This is a genomic window from Janthinobacterium sp. GW456P (assembly GCF_002127655.1).
In the GTDB taxonomy this organism is placed as follows: Bacteria; Pseudomonadota; Gammaproteobacteria; order Burkholderiales; family Burkholderiaceae_D; genus Janthinobacterium.
The window spans coordinates 76,754-93,961 of record NZ_NEHB01000001.1 but is presented as its reverse complement, the minus strand read 5'-3'; the positions used below and the strand labels follow the sequence as shown (position 1 = coordinate 93,961).

Here is a 17,208-nt window from a genome sequence, read left to right as displayed (position 1 = left end):
GCCATGCGCGTGCAACAACTGATCCTGAAAAACCGTGCCGACATCGACGCTGCCCTGGCGCCTCTGGCCGCGATGGCGCCCGACCTGGTGCTGGCCTTCGGCGCCTGCCCCTACTTCGCCACGCCTGAACTGACGGCGGCACTGCGCCGCCAGCTGCCCGGCGCCGTCATCGCCGGCTGCTCCACGGCCGGCGAGATCGCCGGCAAGCGCGTCTACGACGACAGCTGCGTCATCACGGCCATCCGCTTCGCCCGCACGACGGTGGCGATTGCCGACGCCATCATCTGCGACATGGCGGACTCGCACGAGGCGGGCGAGCGCCTGGCGCAGGCGCTGCCGCAGGACGGCCTGACGGCCGTCTTCATGCTGGGCACGGGCGTGGCCATCAACGGCAGCGCCCTGATCGCCGGCCTGCAGGCGAACCTGCCGCCGGGCGTGACGGTGTCGGGTGGGCTGGCGGCGGACGGCGGCGCCTTTCGCCAGACCTGGACCCTGGGTCCGCGCGGCGCGGCCGACAATACCATCGTCGCCGTCGGCCTGTACGGCGAGCATATCCGCCTCGGCTACGGCAGCCATGCGGGCTGGGAAGCGTTCGGCCCCGCGCGCAAGGTGACGCGCTGCGTCGACAACGTGCTGTATGGCCTCGATGGCGCGCGGGCGCTCGACATCTACAAGCTGTACCTGGGCGACCATGCGCGCGATCTGCCCGCTTCGGGCCTGCTGTTCCCGTTTGAAATGCTCACGGCCGCGCATGAAAAAAGCAATGTCTTCCGCACCATCCTCGCCGTCGACGAAGAACAGGGTTCGCTGACCCTGGCCGGCGACATCCTCGCCGACGGCTACCTGAAGCTCATGCATTCCAGTACCAACCGGCTGATCGACGGGGCCGAAACGGCCGCGCGCGGCGTCATGCCCCATGTCGATGCGCAGGGCGGCCAGCTGGCCCTGCTGGTCAGCTGCGTGGGCCGCAAGCTGGTGATGGGCGACCGGGCCGAGGAAGAGGTCGAAGCGGTGGCCGACCTGCTGGGCGGCGCGGCCTGTATCGCCGGGTTTTACTCCAACGGCGAAATCGGCATCGCCCAGCCGCATGGCACGTGCCAGCTGCACAACCAGACGATGACCGTCACCGTCCTGAGCGAAGCATGAACCGCACCCTCGCCCGCCAATTGAACCGCGTCTGCGATATCGACTCGGAAAGCGCCTGCGCCGCCTTGCTGGCACAGGCGCAGTCACTGTGCGAAAAAGCGGACACGCCGCGCGAACTGGCTGGTTTCCTGGCTGGCTTGCCAGCCCTGCTGCAGCGCATCGACGGCGCCTACGAACAGTCCGAACGCGACCTGGACTTGCGCTCGCGCAGCCTGGAACTGAGTTCGACGGAACTGAGCATGACCAACGATCTGCTGCGCACGGAACTGGCCAGCCGCAACCGCGTGATCCAGTCGCTGCGCGTGGCGGCCGTGCGCCTGCAGGGCAACGACGACTCCGGCCTGCGCCTGCCGCAGGACGGCGATATCGAGGGACTGTCGGTGCTGCTGGCCGAGCTGGTGGCGCAGCAGGAGCTGCGCCGCATCGAACTGCAGAACCAGCGCTTTGCGATGGACCAGCACGCCATTATCAGCGTCACCGACACGGCCGGCGTCATCATCTACGTCAACGACAAATTCTGCGCCATCAGCGGCTTCGCGCGCGAAGAGCTGGTCGGCCAGACGCACCGCCTGATCAATTCGCACACGCATACGGACGCCTTCTTTGCGCAGATGTGGCAAACCATCACGGCCGGCCAGGTCTGGCATGGCGAAATCTGCAACCATGCCAAGGATGGAGGCCAATACTGGGTGGACGCCACCATCGTGCCCTTCCTCGACGCGGCCGGCAAGCCTTATCAGTACATCGCCATCCGCACGGAAATCAGCGAGAGCAAGCGCATGGCCGAGACCATCGCGAAAAGCGAGCGCGAATACCGCAACGTCGTCAACAGCCTCAATGAGGTGGTGTTCCGCACGGATATGCAGGGCGCCTGGACCTTCCTCAATCCCGCCTGGCACACCATCACCGGCTTCGACGCCGCCGACAGCCTGGGCAAGCGCGTCCTGCAATTCGTCGACGCGCGCGACCGCGAGCGCGCCGCCGACGGCCTGGCGCAGCTGCTGGGCGGCCAGGTGGACAGCATGCGCCATGAAGCGCGCTATGTCACCCGCGACGGCGACGTGCGCTGGATCGACGTGTGCGCGCGCGCCGAACGCGATGGCCTGGGGCAGCTGGCCGGCGTCACCGGCAGCCTGACGGACATCACGGAGCGGCGTCAGGCGGCGCGCGAGCTGCGGCACAACCTCAACTTCGTCGATGCGCTGATCGAAACCATCCCCATTCCTTTGTACCTGAAAGATGTACACGGCCGCTACCTGCGCGCCAACCGCGCCTTTTGCGCCTTCTTCCATCTCGACCAGGCGCGCATCGCGGGCCTGACGGTGGCGGACATCCTGCCGCGGCAGCAGGCGCAGCAAGCGCGGCAGCACGACGTGGCGCTGCTGCAGGACCGGGGTAACCACACATATGAGGACCAGTTGATCGTCGGCACGCGGCAGGTCGATGTCCTGTGCAGCAAGGCGGCCCTGCTGAAGTCCGACGGCAGCCTGCACGGCCTGGTGGGCACCATCGTCGACATTTCCAGTCAAAAGGCGGCCGAGCGCGCGCTGCTGCTGGCCAAGGAAGTGGCCGAATCGGCCAGCCGTGCGAAGAGCGAATTCCTGGCCAACATGAGCCACGAGATCCGCACGCCGATGAACGGCATCCTCGGCATGACGGACCTGGTGCTCGATTCCGACCTCGATGCCCACCAGCGCAAGTACCTGGAAATCGTCAAGGCCTCGGCCGACGCCCTGCTGTGCATCATCAACGACATCCTCGATTTCTCGAAGATCGAGGCGGGAATGCTGACCCTGGAAAGCATCCCCTTCGACCTGCGTCAGCTGCTGCAGGAAACCATGCGCGCCCACGCCATGCGGGCACAGGCCAGCGGCCTGGAACTGGTGCTCGACGTCGATCCCGCGCTGCCGCGCACCCTGCTCGGCGATCCGGGCCGGCTGCGCCAGGTGCTGACCAACCTGGCGGGCAACGCCATCAAGTTCACGCCGCAGGGCGAAGTGGTCGTCAGTGCCCGGCTGCGCGCCAGCGGCGACGGCATGGCCCGCCTGCGCCTGTGCGTGCGCGACACCGGCATCGGCATCGCCGCCGACATGCAGGAGGCCGTCTTCGACGCCTTCCAGCAGGAAGACGGTTCGACCACGCGGCGCTTCGGCGGCACGGGCCTGGGCCTGTCGATCACGCGCCGCCTGGTGACGATGATGGGAGGCCGCATCGGCCTGTCGAGCGAACTGGGCAAGGGCAGCTGCTTCACCGTGGACCTGGCCTTGCCCATTGGCGAACAGCAGCCCTTGCCGCCGCCCGGCGCCCCGCTGGCGGGACGCGGCATCCTGCTGGTCGACGACAATCCCAGCAGCCTGACCATCCTGCGCCGGATCTTCGAGGGCAGCGGCGCCATGGTCACGGCCTGCGAATCCGGCGAGGCGGCGCTGGAGCACTGCCGCGGCGCCTTGCCGGCGGACTGCATCATCATGGACTTCGCCATGCCCGGCATGAATGGCTTCGACACGGCATCGGCGCTGTCCGCCCTGCCCCACTGGAGCCAGGTGCCCGTCGTCGTGCTGTCGTCCTGCGGCAGCCTGGGCGACGCGGCGCGCTGCCGCGAACTGGGCATCGACGGCTACCTGCTCAAGCCTGCCAGTCCCGAAGAATTGCTGGCCATCACGATGAGCGTGCTGGGCACCTGCCGCGGCATGCCCAGCGCCGCGCCCGTGGCGATGCGCCAGACCGTCAGCGAAGGCACGCCCGGCCTGGACATCCTGCTCGTCGAGGACAACGCCATGAACCGCGAACTGGCCACCGTGCTGCTGTCGAATGCGGGCCACCGCGTCACGCATGCGGCCAACGGACGCATCGCCCTCGATTGCCAGGCCGCCGGCCATTTCGACATGATCCTGATGGACCTGCAAATGCCGGAAATGGGCGGTTTCGAAGCCACCGCGCAGATACGCGCGCGCGAAGCGCAAGGCATGCCGAGAAGCGTCATCATCGCCATGACGGCCAGCGCCCTCGAAGGCGACCGCGAACGCTGCATCGCCGGCGGCATGGACGACTACCTGTCCAAGCCGTTCCGCGCGGCCGCCTTCCACAGCCTGATCGAGCAGCATGTGTTGCAAATAAACAAGCACACGCCGCGCTTCGGCTACGGGGCCGCGCTGGCCGAGGCCGACGCCGACGTGATCGGCATCATCGGCGCATCGTTCCTGACCGCCTTGCCGGCGCAGCTGGAGGCCTTGCGGGCGGCCATGCGGGAAGGCGACCGGGCCACCGTGAGCCGGCAAGCCCACACCCTGGCCGGCCTGCTGGCCAACTTCCGCGCCGCGCCGGCCGTCGCCATCGCCGCCGCCATCGAACGCGAAGCGGCGAAGGCCCCGCAGGGCGCGTTGCTGGCGCGCCTCGACGCGCTGGAAGAGCAGTTGCGCCTGTTTGTGCAAGAAACGGAGGCGGCCATCCAGGCGGCCAGCCACATGCTGCACGCATCCGGTCAAACTTGATGTAGATCATAATTTTTTAAACAAGCTCTTGCTATCCTGTAAAAAAATGACAGGAGCCGTGGATGAGCAAGACACAGCCGAGCGACGCGCGGCACAACGTGGAACATGAGCGCCTGGGCAGCGCCTGGCAAGGCGTGCCGGCGCCCGACTACCCGGAAAGCGCGCCGGAAGGCGCCACCCTGGACCTGCTTCTGAATGCCTGGCTGGGCAAGTTTACAGGCGGTATTTCGCCGGCCGCGCTGGGCAACGCCTATGCCGACTGGCTCAGCCATCTGGCGCTGGCGCCATCGAAGCAGCAAGCCCTGCTGCAGGAAGCGTGGAAGAAGATCGGCCGCTGGCAACAGTACGCCATGCAATCGACCATCGCTGGCGGCGCCGCCGAACCGCCGTGCATCGCGCCGCTGCCGCAGGACCGGCGCTTCGAAGACCCGGCCTGGCGGCGCTGGCCCTACAACCTGGTCTACCAGGGCTTCCTGCTGCAGCAGCAGTGGTGGCACCGCGCCACCACGGGCGTGCGCGGCGTCGCGCCGCACCACGAGGATGTCGTCACGTTCACCGTGCGCCAGTGGCTCGACATGCTGGCGCCGTCGAACTTCATGCTGACCAATCCCGTGGTGCAGCAGGCGACCCTGGCAAGCGGCGGCGCCAACCTGGCGCGCGGCATGATCCACGCGGCCGAGGACTGGCAGCGCGCCGCCATGGGAGCGCACGCGCCCGACCGGCGCACGTATAAAGTGGGCGGCAATGTGGCCGTCACGCCGGGCAAGGTGGTCTACCGCAACGACTTGATCGAATTGATCCAGTACGCGCCAGCGACCGCCACGGTGCATGCGACGCCCCTGCTGTTCGTGCCGGCGTGGATCATGAAGTTCTATATTCTCGACCTGTCGCCGCACAATTCGCTGGTGCGCTACCTGGTGGAGCAAGGCCACACGGTGTTCATGATTTCCTGGAAAAATCCGCTGGAAGAAGACCGCGAACTGTCGCTGGAAGACTACCGTCAGCTGGGCGTGATGGACGCGCTCGACGCCGTGGCCCGCATCACGGGCGCGCCGCAGGTGCACGCGGCCGGCTACTGCCTGGGCGGCACCCTGCTGGCGATCGCCGCCGCGACGATGGCGCGCGACGGCGATATGCGCCTGGCCAGCCTGACCATGCTGGCCTCGCAGGTCGATTTCAAGGAACCGGGCGAACTGTCGCTGTTCATCGACGAGAGCCAGGTCAGTTTCCTGGAGGCGGCCATGTGGAAGCAGGGCTATCTCGATACGAAACAGATGGCGGGCGCCTTCCAGCTGCTGCGCTCGAACGATCTGATCTGGTCGCGCCAGCTGCGCCATTACCTGCTGGGCCTCGACGAGCAGGACAGCGACCTGATGGCCTGGAATGCGGATGCCACGCGCATGCCCTGCCGCATGCATTCGGAATACCTGCGCCGTCTGTTCCTGCACAACGACCTGGCCGAAGGGCGCTACCGCACGGCGGGCCGCCACATCGCCCTGCCCGACATCAAGGCGCCCGTCTTCGCCGTCGGCACCCTGACGGACCATGTGGCGCCGTGGCGTTCCGTGTACAAGCTGCAGTTGCTGACGGACACGGACGTGACTTTTTTGCTCACCTCGGGCGGCCACAATGCGGGCGTGGTCTCGCCGCCGGGGCAGCCGCACCGCAACTACCAGCTGGCCACGCACCGCCACGACGCGCCCTACATCGACGCGGACAGCTGGCAGCGCGAGGTGCCGCACCATGACGGTTCGTGGTGGCCCGCCTGGCAAGCCTGGCTGGCAGAACGCCCGGGCGCGCAAGCGGCGCCACCGGCCATGGGGCCCGACCTGGGCGATGCGCCGGGCAGCTACGTGCTGCAGACCTGACAACCAACAACCGAGGAAAACGCCATGCCCTACACCACCCTGCTGGTCCACGTCGACAATTCCCGCCACTGCGCCCAGCGCATCCGCCTGGCCGCGCGCCTGGCCGTTGCCGAAGGCGCCCACCTGATCGGCTCGGCCATGAGCGGCATCTCGCGCTACGCGTATGGCGGCGGCGTCAACGCGCTGCAGTTTGCACCGGCGCAGATGCAGGCGCTGCGCACCCAGGCCAGCGAGGCCTTGCACGACTTCGAGCGCATCGCCCGCGAGGAAGGCCTGGGCACCTACGAAACGCGCTTCGTCGACGACGACGCGCAAGGCGCGCTGCTGCTGCAGGCGCGCTATTGCGACCTGCTGATCCTGGGCCAGACGGATGCGCAGGATACGCCATCGCGCGTCATCGCCGGCACGGCCGAATACCTGATGCTCCATTGCGGCCGGCCCGTGCTGATGGTGCCGCACGCGCCTTGCGCCGTGCCAGCGGGCATCGCGCAGCATCCGCTGCTGGCCTGGAACGGCAGCGCCGAAGCGCTGCGCGCCATCACCGATGCGCTGCCCCTGCTGCAGCGCGCCCGGCAAGTGACCCTGGCCGTCGTCAATTCGCACGCCCAGCCGGCCGCGCACGGCGAGCAACCGGGCGCCGACCTGGCCTTGTACCTGGCGCGCCACGGCGTCAACGTCGAGGTGCTGCAGCATGACACGCCGCCGGGCCAGGACGTGGGCGCGGCCCTGCTGGCCATGGCGGCCCAGCGGCACTGCGACCTGATCGTGATGGGCTGCTACGGGCACATGCGCCTGCGCGAGGCGCTGCTGGGCGGCATCACGCGCACGGTGCTGCAGGAAATGACGCTACCGGTGCTGGTGTCACATTAACACTCATCCAACCGCGCCAGTGCCATGCAGGCGCCGGTACTGGCCCGGCGTCAAGCCCACGGCGGCGCGCAGCGCGCTGCCCAGGTGCGACTGGTGCGCGAAACCGCAGGCAAGGGCGATATCGGCCAGCGGCGCGCCGGACTGGCGCAGCAAGGCGCGTGCCGCCTGCACGCGCGTTTCCACGATATGCGCATGCGGCGTCATGCCGGTGGCCCGCTTGAAATCGCGCAGGAAACGCAGCACGGGCAAGCCTTCGGCGGCCGCCAGTTGAGCCAGGTTCAGGGGCTGGGCAAACTCACCAGCGATGCATTCCAGCACTCGTGCCATGCGCGGACGGCCGGCAGGCGCTCTGGCAGGCGCCTGGCCAGGCCGCAAGGCCAGCAAGTCCAGCGCGCCCTGCTCGAGCGCCAGGGCGTCGGACTGCGGCGCCAGCAGCAAGCGCCGCAGCGTGCGCGCCACGGCCAGCGCGGCCGCATGGCCCGCCACTTCCAGGCGCCGGGCTGCCATGATCTCCTCGCCGGACCAGCGCAGCACCAGGTATTCGCCGCCATGCGCCGATTCGGAAAACACCTCGACGCCAGCCGGCGTCTGCGCCAGCACGCCAGGGTAGGTGTCGAAATCGCCGCGCCGGTCGGCGCCGATGGAATGCACGCCCCGCTGGCGCTGCAGCGACACGCCCAGGGTATGGACTTGGGTGGGATCGCGTGCGCTGTACGGCGCACATGGCAACAGCAGCAGCTGCCACCGGCCCGCCGCAAAGGCGACAGGCTGCATCGCCATGCCTGGCAGGTCCTTGCGTGCGCGATTGTGCGAACTGCCCATGTGAAATTTCCTGATAGATGCCTGCGCCATTCCTGGCGATACTGTCTGCCCTCACCTCAATCCATGCAGACGGAGAAAAAATATGCGCACAATTGGCCTGATCGGCGGCATGAGCTGGGAATCCAGCGCTGAATATTACCGCATCATCAACCAGGGCGTGCGTGCCCGACTGGGGCCGCTACGCTCGGCGCCCCTGCTGCTGTACAGCGTGGATTTCGGGCCCGTCGAGCAGGCCCAGCATGCGGAGCGCTGGCACGAGGCGGCAGCCATCCTGTGCGACGCCGCGCGACGCCTGCAGGCGGGCGGCGCCGAGGCCATCGTTCTGTGCACGAATACCATGCACCGGCTGGCAGAAGACATCACGGCCGCCGTGCCGCTGCCCTTCCTGCATATCGCCGATCCCGTCGCCCACGCGGCATGCCAGCGCGGCCTGCGCACGGTGGGCTTGCTGGGTACGGCCTTCACCATGCAGCAGCCATTCCTGCGCACGCGCCTGGAAGCGCAAGGCCTGGCCGTGCTGGTGCCGCCGGAAGCAGCGCAGCCTGCGCTGCATGCCATCATCTACGCCGAACTGTGCGCCGGCATCGTGCGCACGGCGTCGCGCGAAGTCTACCGCCACGCCATCGATGCCCTGGCGGCGCGCGGCGCGCAAGCCGTCATCCTCGGCTGCACGGAAATCAGCCTGCTGCTGCAACAGCAACACAGCGTCCTGCCGCTGCTCGATAGCACGCTGCTGCATGCGCACGCAGCCGTCGATTTCGTCCTGGACGGCGAAGGCTGACGTGCGGCCGGCGGCGCCACGCATCGCCGTGCCTCATGCGCTTCCCAGCAATGCGCAAAAGCGCTGCATGTCGACGTTGCCGCCACTGATCAGGATGCCCACGCGCTTGCCGCGCAGCTGCTCCTTCATCTGCAGGGCGGCGGCGAAACCGAGGCAACCCGTCGGCTCGATCACCAGCTTCATGCGCGAGGCGGCAAAGCCCATGCGCTCGACCAGCTGCGCATCGCTGACCGTCAGCACGTCGTCGACGTCGCGCCGGATGATGGGGAATGTCAGATTGCCCAGGTGCTGCGTCTGCGCGCCGTCGGCAATGGTTTTTGGTGTGTCGATGTGCACGATCTGCCCCGAGCGGAACGATTGCTGGCCATCGTTGCCTGCCTCCGGTTCCACGCCATACAGCTTGGAGGCGGGCGACAGCGCGCGCGTGGCCAGGGCCGAACCGGCCAGCAGGCCGCCGCCGCCAAGGCATACGAAGAAGGCATCCAACGGCCCGACTTCCTCGAACAGTTCCTTGGCGGCCGTGCCCTGGCCGGCGATCACGTGCGGGTGGTCGTACGGCGGAATCAGGGTCATGCCATGCTGCTCGGCCAGATCGCGGCCGATCTGCTCGCGGTCCTGCGTGTAGCGGTCATACAGCACCACGTTGCCGCCATAGCCGCGCGTGGCGGCAATTTTCGCGGCCGGCGCATCCTGCGGCATGATGATGGTGGCGGGAATGTCCAGCAGCTGCGCCGACAAGGCGATGGCCTGGGCGTGGTTGCCCGAGGAGAAAGCCACCACGCCGGCGCGGCGCTGCTGCGCGTCGAACTGCGACAGCGCGTTATAGGCGCCGCGGAACTTGAAGGCGCCCATGCGCTGCAGGTTCTCGCACTTGAAAAAGACTTCGGCGCCCAGCTCCGCGTCGACGGTGCGCGAGGTGATGACGGGCGTCTTGTGGGCATGGCCCGCGATGCGGCCGGCGGCGGCCACTACGTCGGCATAGGTGGGAAGTGTCAGGTTCTGCATGCTGTGTGCCTTTCAACGAGTGAGGGATGGCTCTACCACGGCCAGGAAATATCAGTGCCGCTGCCGGCCGCCAGCGCCTGGCGGTAAATCAGGCGCGCCACCGTCAGGTCTTGCAGGGCCAGGCCCGTCAGGTCAAGCACGGTGATGTCGCCCGCGTGCCGTACCAAGGTGGCGCGCCCGTCAAGCAAGTCGCCCAGGCTCTGGCAGGCAGTCCCGGGCGCCCATTGCGCTTCGCCGATGCTGCGCGCCTGCGCCACGTCGTCGACCACCAGGCGCGCCAGCGCCAGCAAGCCTTCGGGCAGTTCGCGCTTGCCGCGCGTGTCCGCGCCGATGGCGCTGATGTGGGTGCCGGGCCGCACGGCGCGCGCGCTGAACAGGGGAGCGCGGCCCGGCGTGGCGGTGATCACCACGTCGCTGGCGGCGACGGCGCCGTCGGCGTCGGGCGCATGGACGGTGGCGATGCGGCCTGCAAACCTGGCCTCGAAGGCGGCATGCGGCTGGCCGCTGGAGCTGACATAGCGCAGCTGGCGCAGATGCGGCAGCACGCGCAGCGCGTACTCGGCCTGCACCGTCGCTTGCACGCCCGTGCCGAACACGCACAGCGATGCGCTGCCCGGCCGCGCCAGCTGCTGCAAGCCCAGGGCGCCGGCCGCGCCCGTGCGCGCCGTGGTGATCGCATTGCCGTCGATGATGCACACGGGCCGCCCGGTGGCCGGGTCGAGCAGCATGATGGTGGCCTGGTGCGGCTCGCCGCCGGCGGCGCGGTTGGCGGGCCAGAAGCCAGCCGCCTTGAAACCCAGCAGGTTTTCGGCCGGCACGTCGCCGGCCTTGATGCCGAACACGCCGCCCGTCGCCAGCGCTTCGCGGATGACGGGAAACACGCGGCCCTGCTGGCGGCTGTGCAGCACGAAAGCGTCGCGCACGGCGGCCAGCACAGCGTCGGCCTGCAGGTGGACGGCGACGGCGGCCGCATTGAGCAGCAGCAGGCGCGCCGCCGACGCAGGGGTATCAGGGCTAGTGTGCATGGGCTTACCTGGCGTAGGTGTAGACGGCGGCGCGCGACACGCCCAGGTGTTCGGCGATGATTTCCATGGCCCGGCGCACGTCGAGCAGGCCTGCCGCGCGCAATTCCTGCAGCAAGGCGCGCCGCGCCGGGGTTTTCAGGGTGCGCGGCGAGGCGGCCTGGCGCGCCGCGAACTGGTCGATGCGGGCGCGGATGGCGTCGGCGCCGGCCGGGTCCAGCGACTCCTGCGGCGCGGCGCCCGCATCGACGGCCACGAACTGGTTCATCGCGCTCTGAAAACTCTGGAACAGGGTCAGGTCCACGTTCAGGCACAAAGCCGCGATGTACTTGCCGTCGCCATCCTTGATGCCGATCGAGGTGCTCTTGGCTTGGCGCCCGTCGGCGAACTTGTTGGGATAGTTGGCCACCACCTGGGCAAAGCCGGGGTCGAGGATGCGCGCCAGGCCCAGTTCTGTCGCCGGCTGGCCCACGGCCCGCCCGGAAAGATTGTTGTGGATGGCCAGCACCGCATGTTCGGGCGCCAGCAAGTCATGCACCACCACTTCGCAGAATGGCGCGAAGGTGCGCGCCAGGCCATCGGCGACCTGCTTGAGCTGTTCCAGCAGCAGGACTTGTTCGGCGTTGCGCGCGCTGGCAACGGGGACGGGGGCGGCGTGTGGTTTCATGCAGACAGATTATCCATATTTGGATATTTTGTCAAAGCCTTTCCTTCATGCTCACCCGCCCGAGTACCGCCGCGTGCGCGCCCGCACCGGTGATCACCGTCGATCCCGGCAGCTTGCGCAAGCTGTTTCCATGGCTGCTGCAAGCCGATCCCGGCCCCTGTCACCAAAAACGTCAAGCCAGCCTTTCCCCACCAACGGCGATGAAGCAAAAAAAAGGCTCCTGGAAACCAGGAGCCTTGTGGTGCCGGATGCGTGGTGTGATCCAGGCTGGCGTCTCTGGGGTGGCGGCGCCAGCAGGAAACGGCATCCGCGCCAAGGAGTTCGTGCCGCGGCCGTCAACGCGTTAAATGCATCGTAGCAGCTAATTCAGCGGCAATACTCTCCAATGTTTGCGTGCCGGCGCCGTGTTCGCGCTACAGCCAGCCCTCCCGCTTCAGGCGCCGGTGCAGCCAGTAGCAGCCGGCGATGATGACGACTATCACGGCCGGATAGCTGCCGCGCCACTTCAGTTCCGGCATGAATTCGAAATTCATGCCGTACAGGCTGAAAACCATGGTGGGCACGGCCAGGATGGCGGCCCAGGCGGCCAGGCGCTTGACGACCTCGTTCTGGCGGATCGAAATCTGCCCCAGCGCCACCTGCATGGCTGAATTGACCAGCTCGCGCATCTGCCCGGCCGTGTGCGTGACCCGTTTGACATGGTCGAGAATGTCGCGGTAATAGATGCGGTTTTCCTTGGGCACGATGTCGCCATGAAAACGGATCAGCTGGGTGCAGATGTCGTGCAGGGGATTGACGGCCGCATCGAGCTTCAGCAGCTCCGTCTTGAGCTGGTAGAAATCCTGCAACTTGTCTTCGGAAAGGCTGGGCTGGAACAGCTGCAGCTCATGCTGCTGGAAGCGCGCCTGCAAATGGTCGATGCAGGGCTGGTACTGGTCGACGATGAAGTCGATGATGGAATACAGCACGTAGCCGGGGCCGCTGGCCAGCTTGTCCGGCATGCTTTCCTTGCGCTCGCGCAGCTTCGCATAGCCGGCCGAGGGGCCATGGCGCACCGTGATGATGAAGCGGGGGCCGAGAAAGACGTGGGTTTCGCCGTAGACGATGGCGTCGCCATCCAGGGTGGCCGTGTGCATCACCATGAACAGGGTGTCGCCGTACTCTTCCAGCTTGGGCCGCTCGTGCGCGCCCTGCGCATCCTCGACGGCCAGCTCGTGCAGGCCGAAGGCCGCCTGCAGCGCCTGCATGGCCGTGACGTCGGGACTGGCCATGCCGATCCAGACGAAACAATCGGGGTCGCCGAGAAAGTCGCCCACCTTGTCGATGTCGAAATGGGCGATCTTCCTGCCGTCGCGATACGCTTCGCAATTGACGACGGCGGCGTGGGTACTGAGGTCCATGGTGATTTTCGGCTGATGGCGGCAATATTATTGGGGGGCCAGTATAGCGGAAATGCCATGATGGCCATGCCAACCGAGCCAGCGCATTGACATTCGGGCACGTCAATGTAAAATGAGAACCATTCGCATTTAAGAAGGGCCTGCGTGCGCCAGCGGCACGGGACTTCCGCGCCAACTGGAGTGTGCCGTGACGTATGCCGTATCCCCTGCCGCCGATCCTGTCGCACTGCTGTATGGCCAGCACCATCCCTGGCTGCTGCGCTGGCTGCGCGGCAAATTGTCCTGCACCGACCACGCGGCCGACCTGGCGCAGGATACTTTTGTAAAACTGCTGGCCACGCCTGGCGAACCTGCCGCCACTCTGCGCGAACCGCGCGCCTATCTGACCACCGTGGCGCGCCGCCTGCTGATCGACCATTACCGCCGCCAGTCGCTGGAGCAGGCCTGGCTGGCCACCCTGGCGCAGCTGCCCGCGCCCGCCGCGCCATCGGCGGAAGAGCGTTTGCTGATCCTCGAAACCCTGCACCAGATCGATGCCATGCTCGACGGCCTGGGCGCGAAGGTGCGCACGGCCTTTTTACTGTCGCAGCTGGAAGGCCTGGCGTATGCGGATATCGCCGCGCGCCTGAACATCAGCGAGCGTACCGTCAAGCGCTATATGGTGCAGGCGTTCGAGCAATGCATCCTGCTGCTGGCCTGACATGGGCGCAACCCTCGATGCGCGCGCCGCGCGCGTGGCGGCGCACTGGATGATGCGTCTGCAAGGCGGTGAACTGGATGCTGATGCGCGGCAGGAGCTGGCCCGCTGGCGCGCCGTCCACCCCGACCATGAAACGGCCTGGCAGCGGGCCGAACAGGTCTGCCGCACCTTCGGCATGCTGCCCCCGCCGCTGGCCATGCCGGTACTGGACCGCCCGGCCGGCGCCGCCCGCCGCGCCGCCCTGAAAACCCTGGCCCTGCTCATCGTCGCCGGTCCCGCCGGCTGGGCCATGCTGAAAGTGCCGCCATGGCAGGCATGGACGGCGGACCTGCGCACGGCGACGGGCGAAATCCGCCATCTTGCCTTGCCCGACGGCAGCACCCTTAGCCTGAACACGGCCAGCGCCGCCGACCTCGGTTTCAGCGACGCGCTGCGCCTGATTCACTTGCGCAGCGGCGAGCTGCATGTGGCGACCAGCCCCGATCCGCGCCAGCGTCCGTTTTTCGTGCGCACCAGCAACGGCAGCATCCGTGCCCTCGGCACGCGCTTCACGGTGCGCCAGGAAGACAGTCTGTTCGGCGCGCGCACCCAGGTGGCCGTGTCGCAGGGCGCCGTCGAAGTGCGGCCCGCGGAAGGCCTGCCTGTCATCGTGCAGGCGGGCTGGCAAGCCAGCTTTGACGAGGCGTCGGCCGGCACGCCGCAGCCGCTGGCGCCGCATGCGTCCGCGTGGACCAAAGGATTGCTGTACGCGGACGACACGCCGCTGGCCGACGTGCTGGCGCAGCTGGCCCGCTACCGCCACGGCGTCGTGCGCTGCGACCCGGCCGTGGCGCGGCTGCGCGTGTCGGGCGTGTACCGGCTGCGCGATACGGAGCAATTATTGTCGCTTCTGCAAGCATCGCTGCCCATCCGCGTGCAACGCCACAGCCGCTGGTGGATTTCCGTTGAGTCCGCATAAATATTTTTAAAAAATTGTCCCTTTCGCGCATGTGCCCCGTCAATCCACACAGGACCAACACATGAACGAAGGGAAACACGCAATGATGCACTACCGACTTACCACCATGACGCTGGCCTTGCTGGGCAGCCTGGCCTTGACGCCGGCCGCGTTCGCCGCGCCGCAAGAGGGGCCCGCGCGCCACTACCAGGTGGCCGCCGGCCCCCTCAGCACGGCCCTGTCCGCGTTCGCCGCCGAAGCGGGCGTCAGCATTTCCGGCGCCGCCAGCCTGTACGCGGGCTTGAACAGCCGGGGCTTGAGCGGCAATTATCAGGTGGCCGACGGCTTTGCCCGCCTGCTCGATGGCAGCGGCCTCATTGCGCTCGACCAGGGCGGCGGCCACTACGCCGTGCGCAAGCTGCCGTCGGCAGCCGACGCCGCCACCCTGCCCGGCATCGCCGTGCGCGCCACTGCCGAGCGCAGCACCAGCACGGAAGGGACGAATTCGTACACGACACCGGCCACGGCCAGCGCCACCGGATTGGTGCTGTCCTTGCGCGAAACGCCGCAATCGGTCAGCGTCATCACGCGCCAGCGCATGGATGACCAGGATTTGCTGACCGTGCGCGATGTGCTGCGCAACACGCCCGGCATCGCCGTCAACCAGTTCGACACGGAGCGCAGCACGTTTTCCGCGCGCGGCTTCGACGTCGACAATTTTCAATACGACGGCGTGCCCACCACCTACAAGGTGCAGTATTCGGGCGGCGAATCGGAAATGGATTCGCTGATCTACGACCGCGTGGAAGTGACGCGCGGCGCCACGGGCTTGCTGACGGGCGCCGGCTACCCGTCCGCCTCGATCAACCTGGTGCGCAAGCGGGCCAGCGCCCGACAGTTCGAGGGGCAATGGTCGCTGGCGGCCGGTTCCTGGAGCGATTACCGGGGCACCGTCGACCTGGCCGCACCATTGAGCGGCGACGGCGCCGTGCGCGGCAGGATCGCCGGCGCCTGGCAAGACCGCAAGTCGTTTACCAATGGCTATTCCAACCAGCGCCAGATCGCCTACGCCACCATCGAGGCGGACCTGGCGCCCGGCAGCGTGGCCACGCTGGGCGCCAGCTACCAGAAGAACGATCCGAAAGGCAGCAACTGGGGCGGCTTCCCCCTGTGGTACAGCGACGGCACGCGCACCGATTTCGACCGTTCCGTCACCACGGCGCCGCGCTGGGCGGCCTGGGCCACGGAGCAGACCAACGTGCACGCCACCTTGGAACACGCGCTGGGCCAGGGCTGGAAGGCGCAGGCGCAAGCCATGTACAGCAAGCACACGGAAGACACGCCGCTGCTGTTCCTGGCCGAGCGGCCCGACCGCATCACAGGCATGGGCATGCTCGGCTACCCGAACCGCTACATCGGCCAGCGCGACCAGAGCAGCGCCGACGTGAAGCTGTCCGGGCCATTTACCCTGGGCGGACGCGAACATGAAGTCATCGTGGGCGCCAATTACACGCTGCAGCATGCCGAGTTCAAGGTCAAGGAAGCGCTCGACCCTGAACCGATCGGCAATTTCCTCGCCTGGGATGGCAGCTACCCGCAGCCGGCGTGGGGCGAGCCCGTGCTGTCGGAGAAATACACGACCACGCAATATGGCGCCTACGGCGCGGCGCGTCTGAACCTGGCCGACAGCACCAGACTGATCGTCGGCGGACGCCTGAGCCGCTGGGACAAGGACCGCATCGGCTTTGACGGCAGCGCCCGCTTTGCCTTCGCCAAGAGCAAGTTCGTGCCCTACGCCGGCCTGGTGGTGGACCTGAGCGACACGTATTCGATGTATGCCAGCTACACGGACATCTTCCGCCCGCAGGAAAACCAGGACCGCGCGGGCGCCTGGCTGGACCCGCTGACGGGCCAGAGCATGGAAGTGGGCGTGAAGGGGGAATTGGCCGGGGGCAAGGCCAACGGTTCCGTCGGCATTTTCGAGATCAAACAGGACAAGCTGGCCCAGCCGGACGGCGCGCACCGGGTCCCCGGCACCACCACGCAAGCATATTACGCGGCGCGCGGCGCCACCAGCCGCGGCATCGAGGGGGAATTGTCGGGCCGCCTGGCGCCCGGCTGGAACGTGACGGCCAGCGCCAGCCACTTTCGCGCCACAGACCGCGAGCGGCAGGACATCAACACCCTGTCGCCCCGCTCCACGGCACGCCTGTTTACCACCTGGAAAGTCAAACCCCAGTTCACCGTGGGCGGCGGCATCAACTGGCAAAGCAAGTTCTACTTCGACGATGCGGGCCCGAACGGCAAGGAAAGAGTCACGCAAGAAGCCTACAGCACAGTCAGCCTGATGGCCACGTACCAGCTGTCGCGCCAACTGACGGCCCAGCTGAACGTGGAAAACGTACTCGACAAGAAGTACATCAACATCAACACCTATGCGCAAGGCACGTATGGCGCGCCGCGCAGCGTGCGGGGGACCGTGACGTACCGCTTTTAGTC

14 protein-coding genes are annotated in these 17,208 nt (G+C 67.4%); 9 read left to right on the top strand and 5 right to left on the bottom strand.

From position 1 onward, the window contains the following. Positions 1–3 precede the first annotated feature (3 nt). The 4 genes from CBW66_RS00360 (at position 4) to CBW66_RS00345 (ending at position 7,375) form a co-directional block, all read left to right on the top strand. Positions 4–1,146 (top strand): FIST signal transduction protein, encoded by a 1,143-nt coding sequence (locus CBW66_RS00360; protein ID WP_086139500.1) that lies wholly within the window; start codon positions 4–6, stop codon positions 1,144–1,146. Next, positions 1,143–4,637, top strand: coding sequence for a PAS domain S-box protein (locus CBW66_RS00355; RefSeq protein WP_086139501.1), 3,495 nt, complete (start codon positions 1,143–1,145; stop codon positions 4,635–4,637). The genes CBW66_RS00360 and CBW66_RS00355 overlap by 4 nt, the downstream gene beginning before the upstream one ends. A gap of 62 nt (positions 4,638–4,699) precedes the next feature. Then, the gene (locus CBW66_RS00350) at positions 4,700–6,505 is read left to right on the top strand and encodes an alpha/beta hydrolase (RefSeq protein WP_086139502.1); all 1,806 of its coding nucleotides are present in this window, start codon (positions 4,700–4,702) and stop codon (positions 6,503–6,505) included. 24 nt (positions 6,506–6,529) lie between these two features. Next, complete coding sequence (locus CBW66_RS00345) at positions 6,530–7,375, top strand: universal stress protein (RefSeq protein ID WP_086139503.1); 846 nt, start codon at positions 6,530–6,532, stop codon at positions 7,373–7,375. Between the two features lie 3 nt (positions 7,376–7,378). Here CBW66_RS00345 and CBW66_RS00340 read toward each other — a convergent pair whose 3' ends face one another. Then, positions 7,379–8,197: an AraC family transcriptional regulator gene (locus CBW66_RS00340; protein WP_329957622.1), complete on the bottom strand. Its 819-nt coding sequence runs from the start codon at positions 8,195–8,197 to the stop codon at positions 7,379–7,381. An 82-nt stretch (positions 8,198–8,279) separates the two neighbouring features. Here CBW66_RS00340 and CBW66_RS00335 point away from each other — a divergent pair, with 82 nt between their 5' ends. Next, entirely contained in the window at positions 8,280–8,978 is a 699-nt protein-coding gene (locus CBW66_RS00335) for an aspartate/glutamate racemase family protein (protein ID WP_086139504.1), read from the top strand. A gap of 33 nt (positions 8,979–9,011) precedes the next feature. Here the strand turns inward: CBW66_RS00335 and CBW66_RS00330 are convergent, their stop codons facing one another. Genes CBW66_RS00330 through CBW66_RS00320 form a run of 3 tightly spaced genes read right to left on the bottom strand, consistent with a single transcriptional unit; the run spans position 9,012 to position 11,672 of the window. Then, positions 9,012–9,983, bottom strand: a complete 972-nt coding sequence (locus CBW66_RS00330) for a threo-3-hydroxy-L-aspartate ammonia-lyase (protein ID WP_086139505.1) — start codon at positions 9,981–9,983, stop codon at positions 9,012–9,014. Positions 9,984–10,015: 32 nt separating this feature from the next. Next, on the bottom strand, positions 10,016–11,008 hold the full coding sequence (locus tag CBW66_RS00325; protein WP_086139506.1) for an ornithine cyclodeaminase family protein: 993 nt from the start codon (positions 11,006–11,008) through the stop codon (positions 10,016–10,018). Between the two features lie 4 nt (positions 11,009–11,012). Continuing rightward, positions 11,013–11,672: a transcriptional regulator gene (locus CBW66_RS00320; RefSeq protein WP_086139507.1), complete on the bottom strand. Its 660-nt coding sequence runs from the start codon at positions 11,670–11,672 to the stop codon at positions 11,013–11,015. Positions 11,673–11,719: 47 nt separating this feature from the next. Between CBW66_RS00320 and CBW66_RS28325 the strand changes: the two genes are divergently transcribed. Then, positions 11,720–12,019, top strand: a complete 300-nt coding sequence (locus CBW66_RS28325; RefSeq protein WP_139841724.1) for a hypothetical protein — start codon at positions 11,720–11,722, stop codon at positions 12,017–12,019. 66 nt (positions 12,020–12,085) lie between these two features. On the opposite strand, the gene CBW66_RS00315 is transcribed toward CBW66_RS28325, so the two are convergent. Next, on the bottom strand, positions 12,086–13,072 hold the full coding sequence (locus tag CBW66_RS00315) for a magnesium and cobalt transport protein CorA (RefSeq protein ID WP_086139508.1): 987 nt from the start codon (positions 13,070–13,072) through the stop codon (positions 12,086–12,088). 187 nt (positions 13,073–13,259) lie between these two features. Between CBW66_RS00315 and CBW66_RS00310 the strand changes: the two genes are divergently transcribed. From CBW66_RS00310 to CBW66_RS00300, 3 genes are all read left to right on the top strand, one after another. Continuing rightward, the gene (locus CBW66_RS00310) at positions 13,260–13,772 is read left to right on the top strand and encodes a sigma-70 family RNA polymerase sigma factor (protein ID WP_086139509.1); all 513 of its coding nucleotides are present in this window, start codon (positions 13,260–13,262) and stop codon (positions 13,770–13,772) included. 1 nt (position 13,773) lies between these two features. After that, a complete protein-coding gene (locus CBW66_RS00305; RefSeq protein WP_086139510.1) occupies positions 13,774–14,730 on the top strand; it encodes a FecR domain-containing protein in 957 nt (318 codons plus the stop codon). Positions 14,731–14,791: 61 nt separating this feature from the next. Next, entirely contained in the window at positions 14,792–17,206 is a 2,415-nt protein-coding gene (locus tag CBW66_RS00300; RefSeq protein WP_230492344.1) for a TonB-dependent receptor, read from the top strand. Positions 17,207–17,208 lie beyond the last annotated feature (2 nt).

Coding starts and splice junctions, on each gene's coding strand:
- CBW66_RS00350 (WP_086139502.1), top strand. CDS start 4,700: ATGAGCAAGACACAGCCGAGCGACGCGCGGCACAACGTGGAACATGAG.
- CBW66_RS00325 (WP_086139506.1), bottom strand. CDS start 11,008: ATGCACACTAGCCCTGATACCCCTGCGTCGGCGGCGCGCCTGCTGCTG.
- CBW66_RS28325 (WP_139841724.1), top strand. CDS start 11,720: ATGCTCACCCGCCCGAGTACCGCCGCGTGCGCGCCCGCACCGGTGATC.
- CBW66_RS00335 (WP_086139504.1), top strand. CDS start 8,280: ATGCGCACAATTGGCCTGATCGGCGGCATGAGCTGGGAATCCAGCGCT.
- CBW66_RS00305 (WP_086139510.1), top strand. CDS start 13,774: ATGGGCGCAACCCTCGATGCGCGCGCCGCGCGCGTGGCGGCGCACTGG.
- CBW66_RS00345 (WP_086139503.1), top strand. CDS start 6,530: ATGCCCTACACCACCCTGCTGGTCCACGTCGACAATTCCCGCCACTGC.
- CBW66_RS00360 (WP_086139500.1), top strand. CDS start 4: ATGCGCGTGCAACAACTGATCCTGAAAAACCGTGCCGACATCGACGCT.
- CBW66_RS00320 (WP_086139507.1), bottom strand. CDS start 11,672: ATGAAACCACACGCCGCCCCCGTCCCCGTTGCCAGCGCGCGCAACGCC.
- CBW66_RS00315 (WP_086139508.1), bottom strand. CDS start 13,072: ATGGACCTCAGTACCCACGCCGCCGTCGTCAATTGCGAAGCGTATCGC.
- CBW66_RS00300 (WP_230492344.1), top strand. CDS start 14,792: ATGAACGAAGGGAAACACGCAATGATGCACTACCGACTTACCACCATG.
- CBW66_RS00355 (WP_086139501.1), top strand. CDS start 1,143: ATGAACCGCACCCTCGCCCGCCAATTGAACCGCGTCTGCGATATCGAC.
- CBW66_RS00330 (WP_086139505.1), bottom strand. CDS start 9,983: ATGCAGAACCTGACACTTCCCACCTATGCCGACGTAGTGGCCGCCGCC.
- CBW66_RS00340 (WP_329957622.1), bottom strand. CDS start 8,197: ATGGGCAGTTCGCACAATCGCGCACGCAAGGACCTGCCAGGCATGGCG.